14 protein-coding genes and 2 pseudogenes are annotated in these 12,737 nt (G+C 71.6%); 2 read left to right on the forward strand and 14 right to left on the reverse strand.

Features of this window, described 5'->3' with window-relative positions; all coding sequences use genetic code 11:
- Nucleotides 1-18: 18 nt before the first annotated feature.
- The 12 genes from Phou_RS08965 to Phou_RS09020 all read right to left on the reverse strand — a co-directional run bounded on the left by Phou_RS08965 (nucleotide 19) and on the right by Phou_RS09020 (nucleotide 9,410).
- Nucleotides 19-687, reverse strand: coding sequence for a hypothetical protein (locus tag Phou_RS08965; protein ID WP_173055242.1), 669 nt, complete (start codon nucleotides 685-687; stop codon nucleotides 19-21).
- Between the two features lie 21 nt (nucleotides 688-708).
- Nucleotides 709-1,623 carry a hypothetical protein gene (locus Phou_RS08970; RefSeq protein WP_173055244.1) on the reverse strand — a complete coding sequence of 305 codons (915 nt, stop codon included), beginning with the start codon at nucleotides 1,621-1,623 and terminating at the stop codon, nucleotides 709-711.
- A complete protein-coding gene (locus Phou_RS08975) occupies nucleotides 1,624-1,980 on the reverse strand; it encodes a hypothetical protein (protein ID WP_173055246.1) in 357 nt (118 codons plus the stop codon).
- Nucleotides 1,964-2,386 (reverse strand): YbaB/EbfC family nucleoid-associated protein, encoded by a 423-nt coding sequence (locus Phou_RS08980; RefSeq protein WP_173055248.1) that lies wholly within the window; start codon nucleotides 2,384-2,386, stop codon nucleotides 1,964-1,966. The genes Phou_RS08975 and Phou_RS08980 overlap by 17 nt, the downstream gene beginning before the upstream one ends.
- A gap of 67 nt (nucleotides 2,387-2,453) precedes the next feature.
- The gene (locus Phou_RS08985; RefSeq protein ID WP_173055250.1) at nucleotides 2,454-3,344 is read right to left on the reverse strand and encodes an SseB family protein; all 891 of its coding nucleotides are present in this window, start codon (nucleotides 3,342-3,344) and stop codon (nucleotides 2,454-2,456) included.
- A gap of 3 nt (nucleotides 3,345-3,347) precedes the next feature.
- Complete coding sequence (locus Phou_RS08990; RefSeq protein ID WP_173055252.1) at nucleotides 3,348-4,175, reverse strand: SMI1/KNR4 family protein; 828 nt, start codon at nucleotides 4,173-4,175, stop codon at nucleotides 3,348-3,350.
- A gap of 262 nt (nucleotides 4,176-4,437) precedes the next feature.
- Nucleotides 4,438-5,046, reverse strand: coding sequence for a hypothetical protein (locus Phou_RS08995; RefSeq protein ID WP_173055254.1), 609 nt, complete (start codon nucleotides 5,044-5,046; stop codon nucleotides 4,438-4,440).
- Nucleotides 5,043-7,094, reverse strand: coding sequence for a hypothetical protein (locus Phou_RS09000; RefSeq protein WP_173055256.1), 2,052 nt, complete (start codon nucleotides 7,092-7,094; stop codon nucleotides 5,043-5,045). Before Phou_RS09000 ends, Phou_RS08995 begins: the two co-directional genes overlap by 4 nt.
- 8 nt (nucleotides 7,095-7,102) lie before the next feature.
- The gene (locus Phou_RS09005) at nucleotides 7,103-8,074 is read right to left on the reverse strand and encodes a hypothetical protein (protein WP_173055258.1); all 972 of its coding nucleotides are present in this window, start codon (nucleotides 8,072-8,074) and stop codon (nucleotides 7,103-7,105) included.
- 125 nt (nucleotides 8,075-8,199) lie between these two features.
- Complete coding sequence (locus Phou_RS09010; protein ID WP_173055260.1) at nucleotides 8,200-8,496, reverse strand: WXG100 family type VII secretion target; 297 nt, start codon at nucleotides 8,494-8,496, stop codon at nucleotides 8,200-8,202.
- A 31-nt stretch (nucleotides 8,497-8,527) separates the two neighbouring features.
- Entirely contained in the window at nucleotides 8,528-8,950 is a 423-nt protein-coding gene (locus Phou_RS09015) for a WXG100 family type VII secretion target (protein ID WP_173058207.1), read from the reverse strand.
- Between the two features lie 184 nt (nucleotides 8,951-9,134).
- A complete protein-coding gene (locus tag Phou_RS09020; RefSeq protein WP_173055262.1) occupies nucleotides 9,135-9,410 on the reverse strand; it encodes an isoamylase early set domain-containing protein in 276 nt (91 codons plus the stop codon).
- 112 nt (nucleotides 9,411-9,522) lie between these two features.
- Here Phou_RS09020 and Phou_RS09025 point away from each other — a divergent pair, with 112 nt between their 5' ends.
- Nucleotides 9,523-9,960, forward strand: a complete 438-nt coding sequence (locus tag Phou_RS09025; protein ID WP_173055264.1) for a GNAT family N-acetyltransferase — start codon at nucleotides 9,523-9,525, stop codon at nucleotides 9,958-9,960.
- Nucleotide 9,961: 1 nt separating this feature from the next.
- Here the strand turns inward: Phou_RS09025 and hemQ are convergent, their stop codons facing one another.
- Both hemQ and Phou_RS09035 read right to left on the reverse strand, forming a co-directional pair.
- Nucleotides 9,962-10,663, reverse strand: a complete 702-nt coding sequence (hemQ, locus tag Phou_RS09030) for a hydrogen peroxide-dependent heme synthase (RefSeq protein WP_173055266.1) — start codon at nucleotides 10,661-10,663, stop codon at nucleotides 9,962-9,964.
- A gap of 76 nt (nucleotides 10,664-10,739) precedes the next feature.
- Nucleotides 10,740-12,079 (reverse strand): annotated as a pseudogene (locus tag Phou_RS09035) (FAD-dependent oxidoreductase).
- A gap of 117 nt (nucleotides 12,080-12,196) precedes the next feature.
- Between Phou_RS09035 and Phou_RS55390 the strand changes: the two are divergent.
- A pseudogene (locus tag Phou_RS55390) lies at nucleotides 12,197-12,685 on the forward strand (SDR family NAD(P)-dependent oxidoreductase); the annotation flags it as partial.
- Nucleotides 12,686-12,737 lie beyond the last annotated feature (52 nt).

The raw sequence follows: 12,737 nt of genomic DNA on the forward strand, positions 1-12,737 counted from the left end.
GCCCTCCCCCCGGCAGGCTCAGCCGACCCGGTACGCGCGTTCGACGCGTTCAGCCAGGTAGCGGCGGGACCAGGACGCCGGGCGGCCGCCACCGCCCACGACCGTCCACTGTAGGACGTCAACGGCCGACTTCGTCTCGGTGAGGAAGTAACGGACGGAGCAGAACTCCAGCTCCACACCGGTCGCGGCCGCGCGGACCGCCGGCGCCGCGACGAGGGCCGGATCCACCCACTCGTACTCGGCGGCGAACGCGGCCGGGTCGCGCACCAGCACGCCCGCCCGGTGGGCGCCGGTCGCGGCGAACGGCAGTACCGTCTGCTCGTCGATGTGCGGCCCGGAGTACAGCTCGGCGAGGAGCTCCGCGTACGCGATCGGTTCGACGTCGGCACCGAGCCGGCGGCCAAGCTCGCGGATCGTGGCCGGCTCGTTGAGGAAGAGCACCTGATCGCCGGCGAAGAGCAGCCCGTAGGTAATGGCGAAGTTGTCCATGAACCGGTCGGCGACAACCCGCACGGCGGCGTCCACCCACGGCGCCTGACTGATCAGCCAGTCAGCGGGGCGCGCCTCGTACCCGTAGTCGCCCACCATGAAGGTCGAGGCCTCCGGCCAGTCGCGCCGGTCCTCGACCTCCTCGCCGGGCGCCAGCACCCGCTGCTCCAGGGCCGCGACCACCCGATCCCAGTCCACCTCTGCCTCCCCCGTCAACCGTCACGCCGGCACGCGCGCCCGTACCGCCGCGACCAGTTCGAGCACCAGCGCGCCGAGCGCCTCGGGCCCCGCCTCGACCGGCACCCGCCCGGTCAGCTCCTCGATCGAGCCCTGCGCACCGTCGCGCGCGGCCGCGTGCGCCGTGCCGACCACCTCGGCGCCCACCGTCCGCACGTCGAACGAGACGGTGCGGCGCAGGAACTCGTCGGTCGGCAGCCGGGCCGCACCGGCGAGCCGGGCCATGACCTCGTCGCGCTCGTCGCGCCCCGGGCGGTCGGCGGTGCTGAGCGCGGCGGCCAGAGACAGTCCGATGTCGACGGCCGCGACCGAGGTCCGGGTCGAGGCGACCGGGCAGAGCCATCGGGTGCCGAACACCGGCACGAACTGGAGCAGGCCGTCGGTCTCGCAGACCGTGACCGCACCCACGCCGACCTGCCAGCCCGGAGCCGGCGAACGCTCCACGGCCAGCGCGGGCTCACGCCACAGCGGGCGCCCGTCCTCCTCCACGGACGTGCCGGGCGAGAACTCCCGCACGCCCCTGCCCGGCAGGTAGTCGGCGAAGATGTCGCCGTCGTCGCCGTACGCCATCGGGAGCTCGAGCCGGGTGAGCCGGTCGAAGAGTGACCGGCCCAGCGGCCAGCGCGGCCCACGGAACTCAAGGCTCAGCTCGAACTCGTACGGTTCGTACGCCGTACCCGCCGAGGAACCCGGGTCGCCGTCCCGACCCAGGTCGGTGAGGCGCAGGTTGAGGTGCGCCCAGCTGTCGACGCCGATCCACGGCCGGGCGTCGACGGGCAGCACGAAACCCTGGCCACTGTAGAAGTACGAACGCAGGTCGAGCGCCTCCGCCACCCGGTGGGCGAGCCACTGACCCGGGCCCGCGTACTTCACGTAGATCTCGACGGTGTCGGCCATCTACTGGAGGTTCGCCCTGTTGATGTTTGCCCGGTTGTCCTCGTCGACGCCCTGGTACTCGGTCATGGCCAGCACGGTCTTGCCCGCGGACGTGACCAGACCCTCGCCAGCGCGGCCGAGCCCCTCGTCGACGACCTGGCGGAGCGGGACGTCGCTGCCCTCGGGCACGACGTCGTAGGTCTGCTCGAACGCCTGCCCGTACTGGTCGTTGCCCCACGGGCGCTCGGCGTTCACCGCGTTGATGTCGCCGAGGATGGTCTGCGCCTCCGACTGGAAGGTCGTCCCCATCGAGCGCAGGATCGCGGCCGTGCCGCTGACCTGGTTGGGGTCGTCCTGGATGTCAAGGAAGGAACCCATGGCCGTCCTCCTCGTTCTTCTTCAGCGCCTTCGGCAGGTCTGCGTCGTGACTTTCCATCAATACGTCGAAATCCGTCTTCCCGATCAGACCCATTCCACGATCCTTGGGCATGACCTTGTCGACGATCTCCTTCGTCTGCTTGTTGGCGTCTTCGACGGCGGCGCGCACGGTAGACATGATCGACGCGGCCAGCGCCTTCGAGTTGGGCGTGCGGTAGACCCGGGGGTCGATCTCCAGCTCGATGAGCTGACCACGCGGGCCGACAACCGCCTTGATCATCCGGTCGTCGGACCATGCCGTGCCGGTGATCTCCATGATCTGCTGCCGCGTCTGGGCCGCGTTTTCGATGGTCTGCTGGAGCTCGTCGATCACGCCGCGAATCGCGGACCATTGCGGTCGCTCCATGCCTCCCACCTCCCCCTAGGCCCTCGGACCTGCTCCGACAATAGATGATCCACGCATCGATCGGGTATCAGCCCTCGCCTCGCAAGGCCCCACCGATGCCACCGGGCGGCAGTTCGGGCGGCGCGGGCGCCGGGTCCGCGAACGGCGCGACGGGCAGTGGGGGTGGCGGCGGCGGTGGCTGGTCCGAGTCACCGCCGAGGCGGCGCCGCACCAGCTCTTCGGCGTACGCGACAAGGTGCCGCACCCGCTCGCCGGGCAGTGTGATGCCGATGGGTGAGCCCGGGTTGACCGCGAGCCGGTGGTCGTCGCCCGGCCACTGCCGCAGTACCGAGATGAAGTCGAGCGTGACGACCGGAATGTCCAGATCTTGGCCGCCGAGGCAGTCCTCGTAGCGGTCCACCGACGTGAACACCGGCACGGCGAGCACACCGTCCATCGAAAGCGCCTGCGTCGGCACCATCACCTGGGCGGTGACCAGCACGTCGAGGAGTACCTCGGCGTCCGGCGCGACAAGCGCGTCGCGCAGCAGCCGCTCCACCTCGTTGGCCGGGGTGAAGTCGCGCATGGTCCGCTGCGTGGGCACCAGCTCCGGCACGTCCTCGGGCTTGACCAGAATGCCGATCGGGGTCACCGGGTTGACCGCCAGCCCCCAGCCGTCGGGTGTACCGGAGACCACCTCGGTGAGCGTGGTCGCCCGCCAGCCGTCCGCCGGCACCGCGCGGTACAGGGCCTCCGGCGACGTGAAGACAAGCAGGTACGGCACGCCGTCGCGCTCGCGGGTCAGCAGCCGCTGCCGGCCGGGCTGGGCGTCCGCCTCGTCCTGGTACCCGGGCACCACCAGCGGCGCCACGGCGAGGATGCGCATGACCGCGCCGATGTCGCCGTCACCCACGGCGTGCTGGAGCTCGCGCTCCACGTCGTTCGCCGGCGCCCAGGCGCTCGTCTCACCCTCGATCACCGGCTACACCGCCTCGAACATCGACGCCACCGGGTCCCGCCCCGGCCGGCCCTGCTCCTGCCAGGGCGCCTTCAGCTTCGCCGGCAGCCCGGCGCCGACCGCACCGTCCCGCACGAGAGTGACCTGGCCCACGGCCGCGGTGGCAAGCTCGACCAGCGCCGCCGGCGGCCGCACCAGGCGGGCCCACAGGTCGTCGACGCTGTCCGCGCAGCGCTGCAGCAGGTGGCCGCAGACCTCCTCCGGCCCGTACGCCTCGCGGTCGCGCGGGTCGTCGTCGTCCAGGTACCAGACCGAGTCGACGTCGTCGCCGGAGACCTTGACCGCCAGCAGGCCGCCCTGCACGTAGCCGATCGGCAGGAAGTCGACGGTCAGCCGGTCGCGCACCCAGTCGGCCACATAGGACAGGTCCTGGTGGCGGTCTTCGCGGGCGATGCCGAACAGCGGCTGGTCGGCCACGAAGCCGTAGGGCGGGAGCACCGCGGGCGCCGCCGGGCCGACACCGTTCGTCTCGGCCACGAAGCGCCGGTACGCCGGCGGCAGCGGCCACCCCAACGCGCTCTCCAGCAGATCGAGCAGATCATCCGGTACCTCGTCACCGGCCGCCGGTCCGACGGACAGCGGCTCGGCCTCCGGGCGCAGGCCACGCGCGGAGGCCGGCAGCAGGCGCACCCCGCCGGCGTGCCGGAACGACCCGTGCAGCTCGATCGGCACCAAGGCGAGCAGCCGGTCGCCGTCGGGGGTGCCCACGTGTGCCCAGCACCAGCCGGCCGGCGTGGGCACCGCGCCGTCGCGCCCGCCCCGAGCGTGCCCGCCGCGGCCGTCACCGGCCACAGCGGATCGCCCTCCGGCTCGCCGGCCATCCGGGCCATGGCCGCGTTGGCCGTCAACACGTCGAGGATCCGCTGCTCCTCAAGGGTCAGCGCGGCATCGAGCGGCGGCAGCTCGACGACCGCGCGGGCGCACAGCGGCCAGTCGGGAAAGCCGTACGGCGTGACGAGCACACCCTGCCGGAAGCGCACCTGAAGCGTCGGCGAGCCCGGGTGGATCACGCTCATCGCGAAGCGCGCACCGGGGGCCAGATCGCCAGGCGCGCTCATGGCGCCAGCTTCGCGTACGTGCCCTCCGCGACGCGCACGAGGCGCTGCACGACGTCTTTGGGCATGCCGTCGGCGACGTTGACCGCGGCCTGCACCTCGAGCACCAGGTTGCCGTGGTAGCTGGTCAGCTTCACGTCGTCCTTGTCGCCGTCCCAGTACGCGTCCGCGCCGGCGCCGTCGACGTCGGTGTACGGCCGCTTCGCCAGCCGGCGCCCGGTCTCCACGAAGAGCTTCGCCGCGGACTCGGTGGGCAGCAGGTCGGCGTCGATGGTGAGGCTGATGCTCTTGTCCGGCGAGGTACGCCGGGTCACGCACAGCTTCTCGGTGCTGGCCAGCCGCTTGTCGTCCTCCGTGGGATAGAGGTCGGCGAACGGCGCCTGGTCGGCCTTTTCGCACAGGTCGCCGGAGAGCTTGTAGACGACGCCGGTGGGCGGCGCCGCGGAGGTCTTCTCGGTCGACGGCAGCGGCGGCAGCGTGATCGTGCGGTCGCCCGGCTCGTCCGACCCGCCGCAGCCCGCGCCGCCCGCCGCGAGGAGCACGGCGGCGAACACCGCCGCCGTGCCTCGACGAACGGCACCGGCCACCGGGGTACGGGCAGCCCTCATGCGCCCAGGGTCGGCTTGGGCTCCGCCGACCGTGCCTGGTTGCGCGTGGGCGCCGCGTCCAGGACGCCGCCACCGGGTGTCTCCACGGTCCAGGCGCTCTCCTGGGAGAGGATCGCGCTGATCCGGTCGAACTCTTCGTCGATCGTGACCTGCGGGTCCTTGACCTCCCGCTTGCGCGAACCGATCTCCGCCTCGTACCCGCTGTTGCCGTCGTTGCGCTTGCCGCGCATGACACCCGCGGTCGGCTCCGGCGGCTTCGGCGCTCCCGGACCGGCCTGGGCCGAGCGCCCGACCACCGGGCTGGCGGTCGGCCGCTGCGGCGGCGCCAGCGGGTTGAACGGCCCGCCCGGCGTGTTGGCGGCCGGCGTCGTGGGACGCGCCGGGGGCATGCGCTCCGGCGTGCGGGGTGCGGGTCGGCCGAGCACCGGGGGCGCGGCGTCGGGCCGCATCGGGGTGCCGTCGGGGTTGCGCTGCATCGGCGCGCCCGGCAGGCCCGGCGTGCCGCGCCGCGGACCACCGCCGCCCCGGCCCGGCTGCGCGGGCGTGGCGTGCGGGTTGCGCAGGACCGGCGAGGACGGGGTACCGGACGGTCCGCCGAACTGGTCGGTGAGGCCCGGTGTGGTCGGCGTGCCGGGCGTCGCTGGCGTGGGCCGGTCGGGCGCGCCGCCCTTGCCCTGCGGCGGTGCCATCGGGGCGTTGGGCCCGCCCGGCCCGCGGCCCTTGATGGCCGGGGGCGGAGGCGCCTGGCCGGGGCGGCCACCCTGCGGCATGCCCGGTGGGAGGCCCTCCCCGCCGGGCGGCTGCATGCCGGCGCGCAGGACGCCGGGACCGCCGCCGGACTTCAGGTTGCTCAGCAGGCCCTCGCCGGGCGGCATCACGGCTGGACGCGTCGTGGGCAGCCCACCCGGCACGCCCGTCACGGCCGGCGGCGTGATGACCGGCGGCAGCACGGGCGGCGTGACCACGGGGGGTGGCACCACGGGCGTGGTGATGTTCGGCGGCGTGACAGTGGGCGTGGTGATGTCCGGCGCCACGATGTCGTCGACGCTCGGTGCCGTGATGTCGGGCTTGCCGGTGTTCTGGGGGATGTCGGGGACCGTGACGTCGGGCTTCACGATGTTCGGCTTCGTGATGTTGGGATCGACGCCGTCGGGCGTGGTGATGTTGGGCTTGGGGATGTTCGGCATCGGGCCCATCTTGTACCGCGCGATGAACTCCATGTTGGGCATCACCGCGTCGGTGGGTCCCTCGTAGACCGTCGCGCGCCCGCCGGCGTAGTCCTCGCTCATCGTGGACCAGTAGTCGCGGGCCATGTCCCACTGGATCTTCTGCGCCTTGTGGTGCCAGCCGAGCTGTCCCTGGCGCATCCAGGTGATGTACTCCTCGGCCTCGTAGCTGCCCTTCGGGATGGCGTCGGGCGACGAGAAGGGCTTGTTGGTGCCGTACTCGTAGTTTTGTGGGTTGTCCAGCCACATCTGGCTGTGCGCCACCATGCCCTCTTTGTACTCACGCCACAGGTCGGCCATCTCGCCACGGCGCTGGTTGATCACGCTTACCAGCGCCAGCGTGCCCATCCAGTTCTGGAAGGACGCCTGCTCCCAGTCGTCGATCGACTTGAGCGTGGCACCCGGCCCGCGGGCGAGGAACGCGTCGGCACCGGCGCCGGTCCACCCGCCGTTGCCGCCCGCGCCGTCGCCGCCCTCCTTGAGGTTGGTCGCGGCCTTCAGCACGCGGGTGCGCAGGTCGTCGAGGACCTGGTTGAGCTCGAACCACTGGTCGGCGAGCTGGTACAGCACGACCGGGTCCTGGCTCATGATCCGCTTGTAGATCTGCTCGATGCCGTTGGCGTAGTACTCGCGGGTCTCCTCGCCGGGGCTCAGCCCGCCCTCGAACTTCTCCTCGAAGTTCGGCGTCGGCTCGATGTAGTTGCCGTCGCTCGACGCCGGCGGGTAGTACCGGATGTCCTCGCCCATCCGGGTCGCCATGCGGCGGTTTTCCATCAGGGCTTCGTTGCCCGCTGTGGTGTACCCGAAGTAGTCGTCCGACATGGTCCCCCCTAAGCCATGCCGTAGTCGTGCACGGTCTGCTGGTCGCCATCGCTGCCGAGATCCTCGGCGGCGTCGGAGACCGGCGACTCGACGCCGTCGTCCTGGTGGCTGTCGCGCCGCACCGTCGTCTCCGTCGTGACCGGGGTGGAGTCTCCGGCCTGCGTCTGGTTGGAGACGGTCATGCTGCCGTCGGCGTTTTCGGTCGTCGTGCTGGTGCTCTGGCGGCGCTGGTCGCCCTCGCCGGACGTCGTGCTGGTGCTGTTGACCTGGCGGCCGGCGCTGTTTTCGAAGCTGCGCTCGGTGGTGCTCGACAGCAGCTTGCCGTCCGGACCGTAGATGTACACCGTGCTGACGGCGACCAGCTCGCCGTTCGGGCCGCTCTCGTAGCCGGAGTAGGTCTGCTTGCGGGAGCCGTCGCCGAACGTGTAGATCGCGCCGTACGGGTACGACACCGTGTTGGTGGCGAAGCGCTCGTCGCCGGTGAGCGCCTGGGCGTCCATCCCGGACTCCTGGGCCATCCGCTGCTGCCACTCCTGGAAGGTCTCCGTCTTGCGGAAGCCCTCCGGGCCCCGCGCGCCGTAGTCGCCGAAGACGAAGCCGATGTCGCCGAGGTTCGCGCCGTTTTCGTTGTCGGAGCCCTCGTACATCTCCGCCACGACCGCGGCGGCGTTGCCGATGTTGGTGATGCCCGTGGTGACGTCGGCGATGAAGCGCTGGAAGTCGGTGACACGACCGGTCAGGAAGCGGGCCGCCTGCTGCCCCTCGGGCAGGATCTCGCCCTCCAGCGGCGTCGACAGCGCATTGTGAATCATCATCTGCATCTCGGCCATCGCGTTGCTGGCGGCGCCCGTGGCCTCGCCCGAGAGCCGGGTCATCTCTTCCCAGTAGGTGACCAGATCGGTGACCTCGACATTGACCCGGTCCCCGAAGGACTCGTAGTCGTAGGTCGTGCTCCCGCCGCCCTCGTCAGGAATAGCCACCGTGCCTCCCCCGGATCAAACCTTGCGATGTACCAAATCAACATGCTCTGGCAGAAGCCGCTGACGCCGGTCCCGGCGGAGGCAATGCCACCGCCGGGACCCGTCGGCGCCGCACGCCGTGAACGTCAGAAGCCAGCGGAGATCGACTGGTCGACCTGCTGCATGCGCTCGGACGAGGCGCCCAGCGCCTGGCCGAGACGGAGCAGCGCGCCCTTGATCTCGTCAGCGCCGGCGTTCCACTGCTGCTGCGCGGCGTCGCACGCCTGGCCCGCGGCGCCCTGCCACTCGGACGCGAAGAGCGTCTTGAAGTCGTTGTACAGGTCGCCGAGCTCGACGTCCATGTTTCCGGAGTACGTACCAATGGCGGTCGCCACGTCGGCGATGGCGCCGAAGTTGTAAGTGATTGGGAGGTCGCTGCTCATCGTGATTTCGCCTCTCGACTCGGTGTGGACGTCAGCCGCGGAGGGCCGAGATGACCGCGCCGTCGCCGGTCGCGCCGGCAGCGTTGCGGATGGTGGACGCCGCGTCGTCGTCCTGCACCCCGAACTGGGTCGAGGCGTTGCTGATCTTGCCGGACAGCTCGTCCAGCGCGTTCAGAATCTTCGTCAGGCCGTTGTTGAGGTCGGCCGACACACCCTGCAGAGCGGAGTTGGCCGAGCCGCTCATGCCGCTGCCGCCGAGGTCGTTCACCCGGTCCAGCAGCTGTGCCATCCCCGTCGCCAAACGCTCACGGACGTCCTGGCACCGCGTAGCCATCTGGTTCAGCTGTGCCTGGGTGGCGTGGACGTTGCCGATCCCTGGAGTTCCTGTCAAGGCAGACTCACCCCGCTCCTCTGTCGTGCCCCCCGCCCAGGGGAGCCTCCCCTTGGAACGCATGGATACCCATGCGCTGATTACTCGCGACCCGAAGGTAACGCCATTTGTCCACTCGGACCAGCCCGGGGGCCGGCATGTGCCGGTTTTGCCGTCATTGATCCCTACCCCGCGATCAGAGCGTCCCTCATGTTGCCAGCTCACGACGGAGATGGCTCCTCCAATACGAGGGACGCTCCGATCCGGTTCAGAGAACCAGCTCGCCACCCTCGTGGTCGATCCGGTCGGCCTCTTCGTCGTCGAGCCACACGCCACCGTCGGCGAGGTACCGGAAGCGGTACCGCCCCGGCTCCAGCTTGAGTGTGACGGTCCGGGTGCCGTCCTTGCGCGGCACAAGCTCGTGGCGTCCCGGCTCCCACTCGTTGAAGCAGCCGACGACGCTCACCGCTCCCGGAGGCGAGTCCTTCGGCAGGCAGAAAGTCACCCGCGTCTTGGTACCGAACAATTTGTTTCTCTTGATCACCTTGCTCCTCCGTGGCACCGAATGTTGGGGCTCCACCGAGCTTTGCCCGCGCACACCCCGCCAGGTGGAAACGACACACCGTGTTTTCCCGGCGACGTGCAAGGATCGGGCCATGGACCTGCACGTCACCTCCTTCGCTCACCTCGACACCCGCACGCTCTACGAGCTGCTGCGGCTGCGTGTCGACGTGTTCGTGGTGGAGCAGAAATGCGCCTACCCGGAGCTGGACGGTCGGGACACCGAGCCGGAGACGCGTCACATCTGGCTCTCCCGTGACGGCGCACCCGTGGCGTACCTGCGGATCCTGGCCGACCCCGGCGGCGTCGCGCGGGTCGGCCGGGTCGTGGTGACCTCGGCCGAGCGCGGCAGCGGCGCGGCCGCCCAGCTGATGACGGCCGCCCTGGAGCAGATCGGCGACCGCCCGAGCGTGCTCGACGCGCAGGCGCACCTGGTGCGCTTTTACGAGCGTTACGGGTATGTGGTGACCGGACCGGAGTTCATGGAGGACGGCATCCCGCACGTGCCGATGGCACGTGCGAGCGTGAAATGACTCACGGCAGCGCGGCGACGAGCTCGGGCATCGAGCGGCGCCGTCCGGTGTAGAAAGGCACCTCCTCACGCACGTGGCGCCGGGCCCGGGAGGCCCGCAGCTCACGCATCAGGTCGACGATGCGGTGCAGCTCGTCCGCCTCGAAAGCCAACATCCACTCGTAGTCGCCGAGCGCGAACGAAGCCACCGTGTTCGCGCGCACGTCGGGGAAGCCGCGCGCCTGCCGGCCGTGTTCGGCGAGCATGTCGCGGCGATCCTCGTCAGGTAAGAGGTACCACTCGTAGGAACGCACGAACGGATACACGCACACATACGCCCTCGCCTCCTCGCCGGAAAGGAACGCCGGGAGGTGGCTCTTGTTGAACTCCGCCGGCCGGTGCAGCGCCATCTGCGACCAGACCGGGGCGAGGTGGCGGCCGAGCGCGGTGCGGCGGAAGAGCCCGTACGCCTCCTGGAGCGCGTCCGCCGTGGGCGCGTGCCACCACACCATCAGGTCGGCGTCGGCGCGCAGCCCGGACACGTCATAGGTGCCGCGGACGACCACGTCCTTCGCTGCCAGCTGCTCGAACAGCGAGTCCACCTCACCGGCCAGCGACTCGCGCAGCGCCGGCAGCGGGCCGGTCGCCCGGAAGACCGACCACATCGTGTACCGGATCGTCGCGTTCAGCTCTTTGATCCGTCCCGCGTTCGTCTGTTCGCTCATGCCCGTCCTCGCTTCGCTCCGGGCGGGCACGAGGCTCCAAGCGGACTGAGCCCGATGATTCGCTCGCTTCGCTCACTCATGACAGTCCTTTCAGTACGTCGTCGGCCGCGGCCTCGCCGGAGCGCACGCAGGCCGGGATGCCGACACCGTCGTAGCCGGCGCCGGCGAGAGCCACCGTCGGTGGCAGCGTCGCGCGGAGCGCGGCCACCCGCTCCACGTGCCCCACGGGATACTGCGGGAGTGCGCCGCCCCACCGCTGCACGCGCGCGTCGACCGGCTCGGGCAGGCGGCTGCTCACCAATGTGGACAGTTCGGAGTGGACGCCGCGGACCAGCTCGGGATCGCCGGCGTGCAGGCGGTGCTCCTCGCCGTACCGCCCGACGGACGCGCGCACCAGCGCCACCCCGTCGTCGCGGCGCAGGTGGGCCCACTTGGTGGAGAAGAAGGTGGCGGCCTTGACGAGCGTGCCCTCCTGCGCCGGCACCAGGAAGCCGGAGAGGGCGGGCAGCTCGGGAGCGGGCAGGGCGAGCGTCACCAGCGCGACGCTCGCGTAGTCCAGCGGCGGGGGGACGCCGAGCAGGCGGGCCGCGGCCCGGGCCGGCAGCGCCAGCACGACCGCGTCCACAGTGTCCGGTCCGACCCGCCAGCCGCCGGGCACCGGGGTCAGCTCGCGCACCGGCGCGCCCAGCCGGATCCGCGCGCCGGACGCCTCGGCCACCGCCGCCGCCAGTCGGCTCACGCCGCCGGCGACCGTGGCGAAGACCGGCACGCCCGGCGGTCGGGGCGCGGCGGCCAGCGCGGCGCACACCGCTCCGGTCAGCGTGTGCTCCACCCGCGCCGCCCGGGCGAGGCCAGGCATCGTCGCGGCCAGCGAGAGCGCGTCGGCCCGCCCCGCGTACACGCCGCCGAGCAGGGGGTCGACCAGCCGGTCGACGACCTCGTCGCCCAGCCGCCGCCGCACGAACGGCCCGACCGCGACATCCTCCCCGGGCCGAGCAGCGGGCGGCCGCCGTCCCGGTCCAGGTCCGCGTCCGGCCGCGCCACCGCCGCCACTTTCTCCAGATCAGCGGGTACGCCGAGGAGGGTGCCGCCGGGCATGGGCGTGAGCGTGCCGTGCAGCGCCAGCGCGGCCTGCCCGGTCGCCGGATGCACCAGGGCGTCACCCAGCCCCACGCGACGGGCCAGCGCCACGGCGGCCGAGTCGCCGCCGTCCGGGTCGCGCACGAGGAACGCCTCCGCGCCCAGCTCGACCGCCGAGCCGGCCACCTCGCCGGTGCTCAGCTTGCCGCCCACCGCGCCGGACTGCTCGTACACGGTGACGGTCGTGCCCTCCGGCCCGCGGTCCCGCAGCCGGAGGGCGGCGGCCAACCCGGCTATCCCGCCACCCACCACGGCGACGTTCGGCGGTCTGCTCACCGTGTCTACCTTTCGTTCGCGACTGCGGGGCTCGCGGGCGGATGACCGACCGCGGGTCCGGGCCGTCGGAGCTCACTCCTCGCGCTTCACCAGCCAACCGTAACTAAGCTGCGTCCCATGACGGGTGAGCGGGTGGCGGTCGTGACGGGTGCCGCACAGGGCATCGGTCGCCGGGTGGCCGAGGTGTTGAGTGCCGAGGGGTACGCGCTGGCGGTGATGGACCAGCAGCCGGTCGCCGCGGACCTCGCGGTGCTGGGGGACGTGAGCGCGGAGGCCGACGTGATCGCGTTCGCGGCGGCGGTGGACGAGCGCTTCGGGCGCGTCGACGTGGTGGTCAACAACGCGGGTATCGCGTTCATCACGCCGCTGGAGGAGACCACGCTCGACGACTGGCGCCGGGTGCTCGACGTCAACCTGACCGGGCCGTTCCTGCTGTGCCGCGAGTTCGGGCGGCTGATGCTGGGCGCCGGCGCGGGCACGATCATCAACATCGCCTCGGTCGCCGGGCTGCGCGGCGTGGCCGACCGCGCGGCGTACAACGCGAGCAAGCACGGCCTGATCGGGCTCACCCGCACGCTCGCCGCCGAGTGGGGCGGGCGGGGCGTGCGGGTCAACGCGGTCTGCCCCGGCTGGGTCAAGACCGAGATGGACGAGGCGT

The organism is Phytohabitans houttuyneae (genome assembly GCF_011764425.1).
In the GTDB taxonomy this organism is placed as follows: domain Bacteria; phylum Actinomycetota; class Actinomycetes; order Mycobacteriales; family Micromonosporaceae; genus Phytohabitans; species Phytohabitans houttuyneae.